General features: G+C 72.7%; 17 protein-coding genes. 5 read left to right on the top strand and 12 right to left on the bottom strand.

Annotated elements, in window-relative coordinates; genetic code table 11:
* Nucleotides 1–37 precede the first annotated feature (37 nt).
* A complete protein-coding gene (locus ACPPVS_RS15380; protein ID WP_426593106.1) occupies nucleotides 38–331 on the bottom strand; it encodes a glutaredoxin family protein in 294 nt (97 codons plus the stop codon).
* 62 nt (nucleotides 332–393) lie between these two features.
* On the opposite strand from ACPPVS_RS15380, the gene ACPPVS_RS15385 reads away from it, so the two are divergent.
* Nucleotides 394–1242 carry an HAD family hydrolase gene (locus ACPPVS_RS15385; protein WP_426593107.1) on the top strand — a complete coding sequence of 283 codons (849 nt, stop codon included), beginning with the start codon at nucleotides 394–396 and terminating at the stop codon, nucleotides 1240–1242.
* A complete protein-coding gene (locus tag ACPPVS_RS15390; RefSeq protein ID WP_426593108.1) occupies nucleotides 1242–1766 on the top strand; it encodes an N-acetyltransferase family protein in 525 nt (174 codons plus the stop codon). The genes ACPPVS_RS15385 and ACPPVS_RS15390 overlap by 1 nt, the downstream gene beginning before the upstream one ends.
* Nucleotides 1767–1879: 113 nt before the next feature.
* On the opposite strand, the gene ACPPVS_RS15395 is transcribed toward ACPPVS_RS15390, so the two are convergent.
* The 3 genes from ACPPVS_RS15395 to ACPPVS_RS15405 all read right to left on the bottom strand — a co-directional run bounded on the left by ACPPVS_RS15395 (nucleotide 1880) and on the right by ACPPVS_RS15405 (nucleotide 3722).
* A complete protein-coding gene (locus tag ACPPVS_RS15395; RefSeq protein WP_003792170.1) occupies nucleotides 1880–1978 on the bottom strand; it encodes a 30S ribosomal protein bS22 in 99 nt (32 codons plus the stop codon).
* A gap of 167 nt (nucleotides 1979–2145) precedes the next feature.
* Nucleotides 2146–2370, bottom strand: coding sequence for a helix-turn-helix domain-containing protein (locus ACPPVS_RS15400; RefSeq protein WP_426593109.1), 225 nt, complete (start codon nucleotides 2368–2370; stop codon nucleotides 2146–2148).
* A 146-nt stretch (nucleotides 2371–2516) separates the two neighbouring features.
* Complete coding sequence (locus ACPPVS_RS15405) at nucleotides 2517–3722, bottom strand: acetoin utilization protein AcuC (protein WP_426593110.1); 1206 nt, start codon at nucleotides 3720–3722, stop codon at nucleotides 2517–2519.
* A gap of 131 nt (nucleotides 3723–3853) precedes the next feature.
* Here ACPPVS_RS15405 and ACPPVS_RS15410 point away from each other — a divergent pair, with 131 nt between their 5' ends.
* On the top strand, nucleotides 3854–5224 hold the full coding sequence (locus ACPPVS_RS15410) for a TrkH family potassium uptake protein (protein WP_426593111.1): 1371 nt from the start codon (nucleotides 3854–3856) through the stop codon (nucleotides 5222–5224).
* Nucleotides 5217–5924, top strand: a complete 708-nt coding sequence (locus tag ACPPVS_RS15415) for a potassium channel family protein (RefSeq protein WP_426593112.1) — start codon at nucleotides 5217–5219, stop codon at nucleotides 5922–5924. Before ACPPVS_RS15410 ends, ACPPVS_RS15415 begins: the two co-directional genes overlap by 8 nt.
* 6 nt (nucleotides 5925–5930) lie before the next feature.
* On the opposite strand, the gene ACPPVS_RS15420 is transcribed toward ACPPVS_RS15415, so the two are convergent.
* On the bottom strand, nucleotides 5931–6728 hold the full coding sequence (locus ACPPVS_RS15420) for a maleylpyruvate isomerase N-terminal domain-containing protein (RefSeq protein ID WP_426593113.1): 798 nt from the start codon (nucleotides 6726–6728) through the stop codon (nucleotides 5931–5933).
* Between the two features lie 62 nt (nucleotides 6729–6790).
* On the opposite strand from ACPPVS_RS15420, the gene ACPPVS_RS15425 reads away from it, so the two are divergent.
* A complete protein-coding gene (locus ACPPVS_RS15425) occupies nucleotides 6791–7183 on the top strand; it encodes a DoxX family protein (protein WP_426593114.1) in 393 nt (130 codons plus the stop codon).
* 7 nt (nucleotides 7184–7190) lie between these two features.
* Here the strand turns inward: ACPPVS_RS15425 and proC are convergent, their stop codons facing one another.
* From proC to ACPPVS_RS15460, 7 genes are all read right to left on the bottom strand, one after another.
* Nucleotides 7191–8030, bottom strand: a complete 840-nt coding sequence (gene proC / locus ACPPVS_RS15430) for a pyrroline-5-carboxylate reductase (protein ID WP_426593115.1) — start codon at nucleotides 8028–8030, stop codon at nucleotides 7191–7193.
* 54 nt (nucleotides 8031–8084) lie between these two features.
* Entirely contained in the window at nucleotides 8085–8450 is a 366-nt protein-coding gene (locus tag ACPPVS_RS15435; RefSeq protein WP_426593116.1) for a VOC family protein, read from the bottom strand.
* Between the two features lie 16 nt (nucleotides 8451–8466).
* A complete protein-coding gene (locus tag ACPPVS_RS15440; protein WP_426593117.1) occupies nucleotides 8467–10365 on the bottom strand; it encodes an HlyD family efflux transporter periplasmic adaptor subunit in 1899 nt (632 codons plus the stop codon).
* A gap of 88 nt (nucleotides 10366–10453) precedes the next feature.
* On the bottom strand, nucleotides 10454–11383 hold the full coding sequence (locus tag ACPPVS_RS15445) for a hypothetical protein (protein WP_426593118.1): 930 nt from the start codon (nucleotides 11381–11383) through the stop codon (nucleotides 10454–10456).
* A 27-nt stretch (nucleotides 11384–11410) separates the two neighbouring features.
* On the bottom strand, nucleotides 11411–12643 hold the full coding sequence (locus ACPPVS_RS15450) for an ABC transporter permease (protein WP_426593119.1): 1233 nt from the start codon (nucleotides 12641–12643) through the stop codon (nucleotides 11411–11413).
* A complete protein-coding gene (locus ACPPVS_RS15455; RefSeq protein ID WP_426593120.1) occupies nucleotides 12640–13389 on the bottom strand; it encodes an ABC transporter ATP-binding protein in 750 nt (249 codons plus the stop codon). The genes ACPPVS_RS15450 and ACPPVS_RS15455 overlap by 4 nt, the downstream gene beginning before the upstream one ends.
* On the bottom strand, nucleotides 13382–14656 hold the full coding sequence (locus ACPPVS_RS15460; RefSeq protein WP_426593121.1) for an efflux RND transporter periplasmic adaptor subunit: 1275 nt from the start codon (nucleotides 14654–14656) through the stop codon (nucleotides 13382–13384). The genes ACPPVS_RS15455 and ACPPVS_RS15460 overlap by 8 nt, the downstream gene beginning before the upstream one ends.
* Nucleotides 14657–14702: the final 46 nt, after the last annotated feature.

Consider the following 14702-nt stretch of genomic DNA (forward strand, 5'->3'; position numbering starts at 1 on the left):
ACAGCACTGTCGACCCCGCAGGGCCGGATCCTGACCGTCAGGTTAGGGGTCGGACCGCGCCGCCAGTAAGACTTCTTCGCAGACGCGCGGGATCGATCCGCCAGTAGCCCACCTGCACGCCGTCCACCTCGACCACCGGGATCAGCTCGCCCAGCTCGTCGACGAGGTCCCGGCCCTGGTACGGACCCGCCTCGATGTCCACCTCGGCCCAGCCCGTCGCGGTCTCGTCGCAGATCGCCGCGACCACCTCCCGGGCCTCGTCGCACAGGTGACAGCCCGACCGGCCGTACAGAAGTACCCGCGGCTCCGACGTGCGCAGGGTGTTCGCCATGTGTTCACGGTAGCGACCAAGGTCCCGCGCACGTGCCTCGCGTCCGTCGTTACAGTGGAAGCGTGCGTCCGGTCTCCGAGAGTCCCGTCGCCCCCGCTCCGGTCCCCCGTGAGCCCGGGGCCAGCCCGGACGGGCCCTGCACCGGTGCGTTCTTCGACGTCGACAACACGATCATCCGCGGGGCCAGTGCGTTCCACCTGGCCAAAGGCCTGTACCTGCGCGGCTTCTTCAAGAAGCGCGACCTCATCCGGTTCGGCCTGCACCAGTTCCGTTACCTGACGTTCGGCGAGAACAAGCACCAGATCGACGAGATCCGCCAGCGCGCGCTCGAGATCATGACCGGGCACTCCGTCGCCGAGGTCACCGCGATCGCCGAGGACGTCTACGACGAGGTCCTCCTGCTGCGCATCTACCCCGGTACGCAGCGGCTTCTCGACGAGCACATCGCCGCCGGCCACTCGGTGTGGCTGGTGACCGCGACCCCCCGCGAGATCAGCGAGATCATCGCCCGGCGCCTCGGCGTGACCGGCGCGCTCGGCACGATCGCCGAGCACAAGGACGGCTACTACACCGGCCGCCTGGTCGGTGACATGCTGCACGGCCGCGCCAAGGCCGAGGCCGTCCGCGCGCTCGCGACCGCCAACGGGATCGACCTGGCCCAGTCCTACGCCTACGGCGACTCGACCAACGACGTGCCGATCCTGTCCGAGGTCGGCTTCCCCTGCGCCATCAACCCCGACCGCCGCCTGCGCCGGTACGCCGCCGAGGTCGGCTGGCCCGTGCGGGAGTTCCGCACGCGGGCCCGCACCACCCGCCGCGGCACCGCCGTGGTCAGCCTCGCCGGCCTCGCCTGGGCCTTCGGGCTGGTCGCGCGCACCGCGCTGCGGTCCTGGCGGGGGTCGCACGACTGATGGCCGTCCGCCCGGCTGTCCTCGAGGACATCCCGTCGCTGGCCGCCCTCGCGGCGCTGACCTTCCCCCTCGCCTGCCCGCCCGACTCGACTCCCGCCGACCAGCAGGCGTTCATCGACGCAGTGCTGTCGCCGGAGCGCTTCGCCGACTACCTCGCCTCGTCGGACCGTTCCGTGCTGGTTGCCGAGGACGACGACGCGCTCGTCGGCTACACGATGCTGGTCTTCACACCGCCCACCGACCGCGAGGTCGTCGCGGCGCTGACACTGGCCCCGGCCGCCGAGCTGTCCAAGTGCTACGTGCACCCCGGCCACCACGGCGCGGGCGTCGCCCATGCACTCATGGCGTCGTCGCTGTCGGTCGCCACGGCCCGCGGCGCAGCCGGCATGTGGCTCGGCGTCAACCAGCAGAACCGCCGGGCGCGCGCGTTCTACGAGCGGTCCGGCTTCGCCGTCGTCGGCACCAAGCACTTCACCGTGGGCACCCGCCTCGAGGACGACTACGTCCTCGAGCGCGCCCTCTGAGCCCCTGGCCGATCCCCCGCGCGGGCACAACAAAACGGGCCCGGCGACTGCCGAGCCCGTCGTGCTGCACCTCTACGCCGAGGGGCCGTTGCCGGATCCCCCCGAGCGCGGGGTCACTTCTTGTTGCGGCGCTGGTGACGCGTCTTGCGAAGAAGCTTGCGGTGCTTCTTCTTGGCCATCCGCTTGCGACGCTTCTTGATGACGGAACCCATGGGTCCTCACTTCACTTCCGAGTGGAGGCCCGGCGGACGGGCCGTGCCTGCTGGTGGTCGATCGATGCGCGTGCAATACCGATGTGCAACCGAGTCGCCCACGCACGGAGAAAGTCCGAGGCTCTACCCTACGCGATCTTCAGACCCCGCCGCGACGTGCTGTCGGTTCAGGAGCTCCTGCGGTCCTCGTCGGCGGCCGCGGTCTCCACGGGCAGCGAGGTGGCGAGGTAGTGGTCGAGGGCGTCCTGCGGGACGCGGAACGACCGGCCCACGCGCACGCCGGGCAGCTCACCCGAGTGCAGCAGGCGATAGACCGTCATCTTGGAGACGCGCATGACCTCGGCGACCTCGAGCACCGTCAGATACCTGGTGCGGGCCGGCTGCTCGCTCATGCGCTCGATTCTCCTTCTTCACCCCTGCGACGTGCGTGTTCGCACATCCACCGGAGGATGCCTGGTCAGCGTAGTGGCGCGTGGGACTGGAGTGAAAGAGGGGACCGGTGGGACTACCCCGTGCGGCCCAAGCGGCCCGCGACGGGTCAGTCCAGCTCCGGGTCGAGGCCCAGCAGCGGGAACACGGCCGACCGGGTGGCGCGGATGGCGCGGTCGACGTCGTCGGCGGGGTCGTAACCTGACGCCCAGGGGCTGAACCGGGCGTCGCGGCCGTCGGTCATGAGGTCCGGTCCGCGCCGGCCGTAGCGCTCCTGGACGAGAGCGCGCCAGCTCTCGGGCACCACGGTCTGCGGGTCGACCGGCTGGTGGGTGGCGACGCCGAGCAGGTGGGTCCACGAGCGCGGCACCACGTCGACCACCGCGTACCCGCCCCCGCCGAGCGCCACCCACCGACCGCCGGCGACCTCGTGCGCGAGGGCGTGCAGCAGCTCGGCCGCCGTGCGCTGGCCGTCGATGCTCACGCGCAGGTGGGTCAACGGGTCCAGGACGTGGGTGTCGCACCCGTGCTGGGTGACCAGCACATCGGGGTCGAACGTACGCACGACCGCCGGGACGACGGCGTCGATCGCGCGCAGCCAGCCGGCGTCCCCCGTGCCCGAGGGCAGCGCGATGTTGACGGCGCTCCCGGGCGCGCCCGGGCCACCGGTCTCCCGCGCGTGCCCCGTGCCGGGAAAGAGGGCGTGGCCGGTCTCGTGCACCGAGACCGTCAGCACCCGGGGGTCGTCCCAGAACATCGCCTGCACCCCGTCGCCGTGGTGCGCGTCGATGTCGACGTAGGCGACCCGCTGCGCGCCTGCGTCCAGCAGTGCGCGGATGCCGACCGCCGCGTCGTTGTAGACGCAGAAGCCCGACGCCGCCGCAGGCATCGCGTGGTGCAGACCGCCCGTCACGTTGACCGCGTGCGCCGCCCGACCCGCCCAGACGGCGAGCACCGAGTCGACCGTCCCCTGCACCACGCGCGCGGTGGCAGCGTGCATGTCCGGGAAGATCGGGTCGTCTGAGGTTCCCAGGCCGTGGTCGAGGTCGATGACCCCGTCGGTCGACGCCCGGTGGACCGCGGCGATGTACTCGCGGTCGTGCACGGTGGCCAGCAGGTCGTCCGCGGCTATGCCCGTGCCGGCCAGCTCGACCCCCGGCCCGTCGAGGATCCCGAGGTCCTGCGCCAGCCGGATGGTCAGGTCCAGCCGTTCCGACGTCATCGGGTGCCCGTGCCCGAAGTCGTACGCCAGCATGTCCTGCGACCACACGACGCGCACGGATGCCTCGAGCGGCTGGTCCGGCGCCGACGTCATGCGCCCACCGTCGCACCCGGTCGGTCCGGTGTCGATCCGAACGTTCCTGGCGGAAGGCGCCTGTGTCGGGTCGAGCCCGGGCGCCCGCGCATGCCAGAGTGAGCCCGTCCGGGCACAGAGCGGGAGGTTCGATGGCGCGGGGTGGCCCCGGCGTGATCTGGCGGGCGCGCGAGTACGTCGACCGCGCCGCCCGGCATTCCCCGGCACGGCTGGCCCTGGGCGTGTTCGCCCTGGTCATCGCCATCGTCACGCTGCTGCTCTCGACCCCGTGGGCGGTGGCCGCCGGGCATCGCGCGCCGTTCGCCGACGCGCTGTTCACCGCCACCTCGGCGACCACTGTCACCGGTCTCGTGGTCGTGCCGACCGGCTCCTACTGGTCGAGTGCCGGGCTCGTGGTGATCCTCGTGGCCATCCAGGTGGGCGGCCTCGGCGTGATGACGCTCGCCTCCCTGCTCGGCATGGCGGTCTCACGGCGGATCGGTCTGACGCAGCGCCTGCTGGTGTCGTCGGAGACCAAGGAGACGCGCCTCGGCGAGGTCGGCTCCCTGATCCGGACCGTGATCATCGCGTCGGTCACCCTCGAGGCGCTCATCGCCCTGTTCCTGTTCCCGCGCTTCCTGATGTACGACGAGAGCGCGGGCAAGGCCGCCTGGCACTCGGTGTTCTACGCGGTCTCGTCGTTCAACAACGCCGGCTTCGTGCCGACGACGTACGGCCTGGACCCGTTCGCGTCGGACTGGTGGGTGCTGCTGCCGATCATCGTCGGCGTGTTCATCGGGTCGCTCGGCTTCCCGGTGATCCTCAACGTCGCCCGGCACCTGCGCGAGCCGCGCCGCTGGAGCCTGCACTCGAAGCTGACGATCACCACGAGCGTCGGCCTGGTGATCCTCGGTGCGGTCCTCATCGCGGTCCTCGAGTGGCGCAACCCCGCGACGTTCGGCGACCTCGACCTCAGCGGCCGGACGCTCGCCTCGCTGTTCGCGGGCGTCATGCCCCGCTCGGGAGGCTTCTCGACGGTGGACGTCGGCCACATGCACGAGAGCACCTGGCTGGTCACCGACGCGCTCATGTTCGTCGGTGGCGGCTCGGCGTCGACCGCCGGTGGCATCAAGGTGACCACCCTGGCCGTGATGCTGCTGGCCATCCTCGCCGAGGGCCGCGGCGACCGGGACGTCGAGGCGTACGGCCGGCGCATCCCGCGCGAGGCCCTGCAGGTCGCGATCGCGGTCACCATGGTGTCGGCGACGTTCGTGCTCGTCGCGTCGCTGCTGCTGCTCACCATCACCGGCCAGCCGTTGGACTCCGTGCTCTTCATCGCCATCTCGGCGTTCGCCACCTGTGGCCTGTCCACGGGGCTGGCGCTCCCCGAGGAGGCCAAGTACGTGCTCGTCGTGCTCATGTTCATCGGCCGGACTGGCACGATGACGCTTGCGGCGGCGCTCGCGCTGCGCAACCGTCGTCGGGTGATCCGGCTACCGGAAGAGAGGCCGATCATTGGCTGACAGATTCGGTGACCTCGCCAAGGGGTCCCAGAACGCACCGCGCTCGCCCAAGAAGGACTCGGGCGTGCTCGTGATCGGGCTCGGCCGGTTCGGGTCCGCCATCGCCTCGACCCTCGACCGGCTCGGCCAGGACGTGCTCGCCGTCGAGCGAAGCCCGGAGCTGGTGGCGCAGTGGTCGGGGCGCATCGCGCTCGTCGAGGCGGACGCCGCCAACCCGGACGCGCTCGAGCAGCTCGGCGCCCGGGAGTTCCCGGTGGCGGTCGTCGGCGTCGGCTCCTACCTCGAGGCGTCCGTGCTCATCACCGGCAACCTGGTCGACATCGGCGTGCCGCAGATCTGGGCCAAGGCGGTCAGCAACGAGCACGCACGGATCCTGCAGCGCATCGGCGCGCACCACGTGGTCCTGCCCGAGGCGGACGCCGGCGCGCGTGTGGCCCACCTCGTCTCGGGGAAGCTGCTCGACTACATCGAGGTGGAGGACGGCTTCACGATCGTGAAGATGCGCCCGCCCAAGGAGACGCAGGGGTTCACGCTCGCGCAGTCGAAGGTGCGGCAGCGGTACGGCGTGACGGTCGTGGGCGTGAAGAGCCCCGGCCTCGACTTCGTGTACGCGACGCCGGAGACGCGGCTCTCGTCCAACGACCTGATCATCGTCTCGGGCCATGCCGACCTGCTGGAGCGCTTCGCGGCCCGCCCGTAGGGCGGGCTACTGCGTCGATTCGACGATCGCGGCACGGAGCCGGTCGGGGACTGCGTCGTCACCCGCTCGGTCGAGCGCGTCGCCCGCCGACCGACCCCACAGCCACAGCTCGAGGTCCCACGCGGTCCCGCTCACGGTCGCGGCCACGTCCGCGTCGTCGTCGCCCTCCCACGGTGCACCGCCGACGAGCTCCGCGCAGGGGTCGTCGTAGGACGTGCCGCTCGTCGGGGACGTGCCGGAGAAGCGCCCGAACGCGACCACCCACTCGCGACCGGCGTCGGTAGCCCGCACGCGGACGCGGGTGCCGTCGGGCGTGAACACGGCCCAGGGCGGGAGCCCGCTGAGCATCACGCCGAGCAGCTCGTCGACACCGTCCGAGGCCAGCGCCGTCCCCGGGTCGGTGACGGGCAGGCCCGCCACCTGCTCGGCGTCGACCCGGTGCACGAGCGCCTCGTGCGCCTGCCGGCGGTGAACCCAGCCGACGGTGCCGCCCGTCGACGACCACGACCAGCACGGGTCACCGGGATCGTGTGCGGCCAGGGCGTCCAGCAGGGCGGCTGTGCGCGTGCGCAGGAAGCTCACGAGCTCGCCGTCGGGCCGCCGCACGGTCTCCTCCAGGTCGTCGGGACCCATGGGCGCCTGCGCGACGAGGTTTCCCCAGAAGTCCTGGACCTCCCCCAGGTGGTAGGCCAGGTCCGCCGCGTCCCAGTCCGGGCACGACGGGACGCGTGCGCCGAGCGGGGCGGCAGCGAGCGCGTCGGCGGCGCGGGCGGACTCGGACGCGATCACGGAGGCGTAGTCCATACGAGCGACGCTAGCGGCGGCCTCCGACATGCACCCCGGCACGCCCCGGCCTACCGTGGCGCGTGCTCTCCGACGCGCTCCGCCGCCACGGGCCCGCGCTGGCGCTCGCCGCGCTGCTCGGCACCTCGGGCACGATCCACCTGCGCCGGCCGGGGGTGTTCCGGCCCCTGATCCCTCGCGCGCTGGGCGACCCGGACCCGTGGGTGCTCGGCAGCGGGCTGGCCGAGCTGGCCTGCGCGGCGGCGCTCGTCGTCCCACGGACGCGCCGGCTGGGTGGCGCGGCCTCGGCGGCGCTGCTGGTCGGGGTGTTCCCCGGCAACGTGACGATGGCCGTCCGCAGCCGCCCGGATGCCCGCTCCTGGACGGGTCGGCCCGTGGTCGCCTGGGCGCGGCTCCCGCTGCAGGCGCCGCTCGTCGCCTGGGCGTTGCGGGTGGCCCGACCGTCGACGACCTAGTCGCGGCTCACGACGAGTACTGCGTGCCCAGCTCGCGCGACCGGTTCCGGGCCGCCTCGGCGGCCGCAACGATCCCCGCGCGCACGCCGTGCGCGTCGAGCACCTGGACGGCTGCCACGGTGGTGCCGCCCGGGGACGACACGCGCTCGCGCAGCACCGCCGGATGGTCGCCCGACTGCGCGGCGAGGGCCGCGGAACCCTCGACGGTGGCCACGGCGAGCCTCGTCGCGACGTCCCGGCTCAGACCGAGCAGCACGCCCGCCTCGGCCATCGCGTCGATCAGGTAGAAGGCGTACGCGGGCCCGGACCCCGAGATCGCGGTGACCGCGTCCAGGTCCTTCTCCTCCACCCGCAGGACGAGCCCGGTGGCGGCGAGCATCTTCTCGACGAGGACCAGGTGCCCGGTGCTCGCGTGGGTGCCGGCGGCGATGGCGCTGGCGCCCTTGCCGACCACCGCCGGCGTGTTCGGCATGACGCGGACCACGGGCGTGCCGGTCGCGAGCCGCTTCTCGTAGCTGGCGATCGGCAGACCCGCCGCGACGCTGACCACGAGCGCGCCGCCGCGCAGCACCGGCCGGATCTCGTCGAGCACCGACCCGACGACGTTCGGCTTGACGGCCAGGAGCACGACGTCCGCCCGGCCGGCGGCCTGCGCGTTGGAGGCTCCGGTGCGCACGCCGTAGGTCTTGGCCAGCTCACCGGCCCGCTCGACGGCGCGCTCGGTGACCTCGACCTGGCCGGTGCTCCAGCCGGCGGTCAGCAGGGCGCTGAGCAGGGTCTCCCCCATCACGCCGCCGCCCAGCACAGCAACCTGCGGTGTGCCCTGTTGGTTGACCGGCTCGGTCATCGTCGTCCTCCGTCCGTGCCGCGCTCGCGACGCGGAGAGCCTACCGAGCGGGACTCAGTCCTCGAGCCGCCTGCCGATCTCCCAGCGCTGCCCCCACGGGTCGATGATGCTCCCGACGCGCCAACCGTAGTCGTCGGTCATCTCGTTCTCGGGCGTCGCGCCCGCGGCGACCGCCCGGCTCCACAGGGCGTCGGGGTCCTCGACGACCAGGATCAGCCACGCCGACCGGGAGCCCACACCTGCCGGCGCCCGCCGGTCCGGCCCCTCGCCGGACAGCCAGAACGCAGCGCCCTGCACCTCCAGCTGGATGACGCCGCCGTCGGGCACGCGGTGCTGCTCCGTCGCACCGAACGCCTCCGCGTAGAACAGTGCGGCTGCGGGGACGTCCGGCACGACGAGGTCGGGCTCGATGGTGGCCATCGGACCATGGTGGCCCTCAGCCGTTGCCGCCGCCAGGAGCGAAGCCGGCGGGCGGGCCGCCCTGGAAGCCGCCCTGGAACGAGCCCGGACCGCCCTGGGTGCTGTTCCCACCTAGGCCCGACAGGCCGCTGTTCGTCGATGACGTGCCCGTGCTGATGGCCTGGTCGAGGTTGGCCAGCACCACCTGCTGTCCCAGCGAGATGCCCTTGGTGATCTCCGTCCGTTCCGCACCGACCGCGCCGACCGTCACCGTGACGTCCGTCGGCGTGCCGTTCTTGAGCACCTGGACCGTCGTGGTCGTGCCGTTCACGTGCACCGCGGACGTCGGGACGGTGAGCACCTGGTCGGCCCCGGCGACCGAGAGGCGGACCGTCGCCGAGGCGCCGTCATAAAGCTGCACGGTCGTCGGGTCGAGCGCGAGGACCACCGTGTAGGAAGGCTCGCTCGTGCTCGACTCGTCCAGGACCCCGATGCTGGAGACCTTCCCGGTCAGCTTGGTGTCCGTGCTCGGCGTCGTGAGCGAGGCCGACTGGCCCAGCTTCACGATGTCGATCTTGTTCAGCGGGACTGTCGTGGTGACCACGTAGCCGTTGGTGCCGATGATCGTGATCACCGCGGTGCTCGACGACGCCGTCACGGACTGGCCCGCCGTCAGCGAGACCGCCGCGACCGTGCCCGCGATCGGGCTGGTGAGCGTCGCGAACGGCAGCTTGCTCTGCGCGAGCGCGACGTCCGCCTCGGCCAGGTCGATCGCGGCCTGGTCGGCCAGGATCGTCGCGGCGGAGGCGGCCTGCGTCGTGCTGCCGCCGCCGCCGCTGGTCGGCGTGCTGCTGCTCTTGGTGGACGGGGTCTGGGTCGACTGGGTCTGGGTGGACTGGGTCGGGGTCGCGTTCGACGAGCCCGACGACGGCTGCGAGCCGGTGGACCCGCCGGTGGCTGCGCCGCTCGACGACCCGTTCGACGACCCGTTCGACGTGCTCGCGGCGGCCTGCGTGATCGCCTTCTGCAGCGCGGTGACCGAGTCGTCCAGGGCCGTGGCCAGCGTCATGAGCGTCTGCTGCTGCGTGTCGGTGGCCGTCTGGGCGTCCATCGCGCCGGACAGGGCCGCCTGGCAGTCGGCGAGAGCTTTGGTGACCGCGCTGGTGTCGGGGGTGGTCGGCGTCGCCGGGTCGGCGGGTGCCGCCGGGTCGGTCGCGGGGTCGGTCGGGGTGGGCGTCGGGGTGGCGGGGTCGGTCGAGCCGGCGTCGGTACCCGTGACGTCCGTCGGGACGACGGCCAGGAACGCCGCGCACGACGCCTGCGACGCCGTCACGCTGGCGCCGCTGGCGGCGAGCGCGTCGGCGACGACCTTGTGCTGGTCGAGCAGCGCCTGCTGGGCGTGCTGCACGTCCGCGACCGCCTTGGTGACAGCCGGGTCCGTGCCGGCTGTGCCGCTGTGGTCCGTGCCGCCGCCCGCGGGGGTCGACGCCGTCGGCGTCGGGGTCTGGGTCGGGCTGGCCGAGGCCGGGGTCGCGTTCGAGGAAGAGGACGAGGACGACGAGCTCGCGGACGAGGAGCTCGACGACGCCGTCTGCGACGCCAGGTCGTCGCTCAGCTGCTGCTGCGCGGTGGCCAGGTCGGCCTGCGCCTTGTCGACCGCGTCCTGGAGGGCCACCGTGTCGAGCGTCGCCAGCGTGGCGCCGGCGGTGACCACCTGGCCGACGGAGGCGTTGACGGTCGCGACCGTGCCCGCGACCGAGAAGGACGCGTCGCGCCGGGTCGCCGACGAGATGGTGCCGACCGAGTCGACGATCTGCTCGACGCTGGCGTTCTCCGCGGCGACCGTGCGGTAGCGGGACCCGCTGTCGCCGGTCACCGCGAGCGCCACCCCGCCACCGGCCGCGACCAGCACGACCGCGCCGGCCGTACCGAGCACGATGATCCGCCGGCGCCGTGCGCGCCGGCGAGCTGCGAGGGACGGGCGGACCGGGTCGGCCGACCCCTCCGTGTTCCGAGCGGACCGACTACGCATTGGTGCCGCCGCCCTGCTGGCCGCCGGTCGCCGGACCACCCTGGCCGCCACCGAAGAAGCCGCCGCCGAAGCCGGTCGTGCACGAGCCGTCGGTGGGCGCGGAGATCGTCACGGTCGTCGCGGTCACCTTGCCGCTGGAGTCGGCCTGACCCCGCGCGGTGGCGCACTGCCCGACGACCACGGCGGTCGCGTCGGCCGTCTTGGTGCTGGTGTACGTCGTGGCGGACGAGACGGTCACCGTGCGGTTCGAGGTCGCGTTGTCCGCGCCCACCGCCGCGACGGTCAGCGTGGAGCCGTCGATCGCGCTGACCTTGCCGCTGGCCACACCGCCGAACATGCGGAGCTGGCCGCTGCCGGCGGCACCGGTCGGTGCGCCCGACGGGCGTGTGCCGTTGGGCGCGTCGGTCGGGGCGCCGTTGGGCCGCTGACCGCCGCGGAACCCGCCGGCACCGCCGCCGAACCCGGCGGCGCAGGTGCCGTCGGCCGCCGCGGGCGTGATCCGGACGGTCGTCGCCGCGATCGGCGACGTGGTGTCCGGCGTGGCGCTCGCGGAACCGGAGGAGTCGGTGCTGGGCGCGGCGACCGCGAGGACGCAGGAGCCGACGGTGACGTCCGCCAGCGTCCCGGCCACCTGCGCGGTGAAGGTGGTGGTGTCGGTCCACGTGACGGCAGTCTGGGAGTCGGCGCCACGCAGCTGCATGACGGTGCCGGTCACGGAGGCGATCTGGCCGGACGTGCCGCCGCGGTCGGCGTTCTGTCCCTGGCCCTGGCCTTGGCCCTGCGCGCGCTGCGCACCGCCGTTCGTCGCGGCCGGGGAGGCCGCGGCCGACGCCGACCCGCCGCCGGAGCAGGCGCTGAGCAGCAGGACGGTGACCGCGGCGACGGCGGGGGCCACCAGGGCGATACGGGTTCGGGTGGACATGGTGATGCTCCTCGGGGTGTTCATGGGTTACTCCGCGCGCAGCGCGTCGATGGGGGCCAGTCGCGCGGCGCGCGTGGCGGGGTAGACGCCGAAGACCAGGCCGATGCCCATCGCGATCACGACGGCACCGACGACCGCGGCGCCGGACACGACCACGGACGTGTCGAGCAGGCCGGGCAGGATCTGGGCGGCGATGATGCCGAGCGCCGCACCGAGCAGCCCTCCGGACAGGCCGAGCACGGTGGCCTCGACCAGGAACTGGCGGCGGATGGCCCATGGCGGGGCGCCCAGCGCCTTGCGCAGACCGATCTCACGGGTCCGCTCGGTGACCGACACCAGCATGATGTTCATGACGCCGATGCCGCCCACCAGCAGGGACAGGGCAGCGATGCCGGTGAGCAGGACGGTCAGCGTCTTGTAGACCGCCGTCGCCGTCGACACCAGCGCATCCTGGCTGTTGATGGTGAAGTCGGCGCTCTCGGAGCTCGTGATGCCGTGCAGGTTCAGCAGGAGCGTGTCGGCCTCCTGGTAGGCGGCGTTCAGCTGGTCGGTCGACGCGGCCTGGATGTAGATCGTCGACACCGCGTTCCGGCTCAGACCGCCGGTCAGGGAGTCCGCCGCTGTCGACATCGGGATGATGGCGACGTCGTCGAGGTCGCTGTCCCCCGACGCGCCCTGGGCCGCCAGCACGCCGACCACCTGCAGGTCCGTGTCGTCCACGGTGACGGTCTGGCCCACGACCCGCGTGGTGCCGAACAGCTCGGTGGCCGTCTCCGGGCCGAGCACGACGACCTTCGCGCGGTTCGCCTCGTCGGCGGCGGTGAAGAACGCGCCCGACGCGACCGTCCGGCCGCGCACGGCGAGCCAGTCGTCCGTGGTGCCCGTGACCTGGGTGGTCCAGTTGGTGGTGCCGGCGACGAGCGAGGCGGACGACGTCTTCTCGGCCGCGACCTTGCCGATGTCCGGGGCGTTCACCGACGAGGCCAGCGCCTCGGCGTCGGCCGTGGTCAGCGTGGTCCGCGATCCGAAGCCGCCGCGGATGCCGGCGGTCGTGGTGCTGCTGCCCGGCTTGACGATCAGCAGGTTGCTGCCGAGCTGGCTGATCTGCGCGCTGACGTCCTTCTGCGTGCCGAGCCCGAGCCCGACGGTCAGGATCACGGCCGCGATCCCGATGAGGATGCCGAGCACCGTGAGGATGGAGCGCAGCGCGTGCGTGTGCACGGCCGCCCAACCCGTGCGGAGGGTCTCCGTCCAGGTCATCGGGCACCGCCGTCCGACGTGCCGGCCGTCGTGATCTGACCGTCCATCACGCGCACCACCCGCTCGGCGCGCTCGGCAACCTCGAGCTCGTGCGTGATGAGCACGATCGTGCGGCCCTGCGCGTGCAGCTCGTCGAAGAGCCCGAGGATCTCGTGCGTCGACGACGAGTCGAGGTTGCCCGTCGGCTCGTCGGCAAGGAGCAGGGCGGGCTCGCCGACGAGGGCGCGGGCCACCGCGACCCGCTGCTGCTGGCCGCCGGACAGCTCACCGGGCCGGTTGGCCAGGCGGTCGCCCAGACCCACGCGCTCGAGGGCCGCGGTCGCCCGCACCTTGCGCTCCGGGCCGTGCACCCGGCCGTACATCAGCGGCAGCTCCACGTTGCGCAGCGCCGACAGCGACGGCAGCAGGTTGAACTGCTGGAACACGAACCCGATGCGCCGGTTGCGGATGTCGGCCAGGTCGATCTCGTCCAGCTCGCCCACGTCCTCGCCAGCCAGGTGATACGAGCCGCGGGTCAGGGTGTCGAGGCAGCCGAGGATGTTCATCAGCGTCGACTTGCCCGACCCCGACGGACCCATGACGGCCACGTACTCGCCCTGGTCGATCCGCAGGTCGACGCCCTTGAGCGCCTCGAACTCGATGCTGCCGGAGGTGTACGTCTTGCCGACGCCGACCAGGTCGATGACGGGCGCGCCCGCATCGGTCGCGGCCTCGTCGGGAAAGAAGGGGAGGGTCAGCTCAGCCATTCGTCGAACCGCCGCCCTGCCTGCTGAACTGGGCGCCGCCGGTCCCGCCGGTCCCGCCCGTGCCGCCGGTACCGCCGCCGCCGTAGAAGAACTGCCCGCCGCCGGGGAGCTCGCCGGTGCGGTTGCCGCGGTTGGTCCCGGTGCCGCTGCCGGCGCCCGGCGTGAAGACCACCAGCACCACGTTGTCGCCCTCGGCGACGCCCTTGGTGATCTCGGTGAGGTTGCCGGAGGTCTCCCCGACCGTCACGTCGACGGTGGTGATCTTGCCCTCGGCGTCCTCCACCTTCACGGTCGACTTCCCGTCGGCCGTGGTGACCGCGAGGCTCGGCACGGTGAGCACGTTCGCCCGGCGCTCGTAGATGAGCTTCACGGTCGCCGTGACGCCGTCGTGCAGGCCGGCCTGGTCACCCGTGACCGCGACCGTCACCGGGTAGGCCGCGACGCCGGAGTCGCTGGTGGACAGCAGGCCGATCGCGCTGATCGTGCCGAAGATCGGCGTCGTCGCGCCGTCGAGCGTGACGTCCGCCTGGTCCCCGACCGCGATGAGCGAGACGTCCGCGTCGGAGACCGTGACGTCGACCTTCCAGTTGGTGGTGTCGACGATCGTGAACTGCGCCGTGCTGTTGCTGCTGCTGCTGCTGCTGTTGCTGCTGCTACTGCTACTGCTGCTGCTGCTCGGGTTCTGCCCCTGCGACGACGACGAACCGCTGACCGCGTCCCCCACCTCGAGGTTGACCGCGGTGACCAGGCCGGCGACCGGCGCGACCAGCGTCGCCCCGTTCATGGCCGTCTGCGCGGTGTCGACACCCGATTGCGCGACGTCGACCTGCGCCTGCGCCGCCGCGATCTGCGCGGTCCGTGCGGCCGACGCCGGCGTGACCGCCGTCGCGTCGGACAGCTTGGCCTGGGCGCTCGCGAGCGTCGACTTCGCCTGCAGGAGGTCCGCCTGGAGCGCCAGGGTGTCGACGGTCGCGAGCGTCTGCCCGGCGGTCACCGTCTGCCCCACGGCGACCGGCACGCCCGTGACCGTCCCGCTGACCGCGAAGTTCACGTCCTGCTGCACGGTCGGCGTCAGCGTGCCGCTGCCCGAGACGGACTTCTCCATCGTCGTCAGGCTCGCGGCGACCGTCCGGGTGATCGGTGCGGCGGTCGCGGCGGAGGCGTCCCGGATGCCGAACCACCAGATCGCCGCCGCCGCGATCGCCACGACGACCACCGCCCCGAGAGTCCGGGTGAGCGGACTCGTCCGCTGCCATGCGCGCTGCATTCTTCGTCCTCACGTCTGTGACCAGGCCAATCAACCTGGGCTGAAC

Source organism: Cellulomonas sp. McL0617, assembly GCF_049994875.1.
In the GTDB taxonomy this organism is placed as follows: domain Bacteria; phylum Actinomycetota; class Actinomycetes; order Actinomycetales; family Cellulomonadaceae; genus Cellulomonas.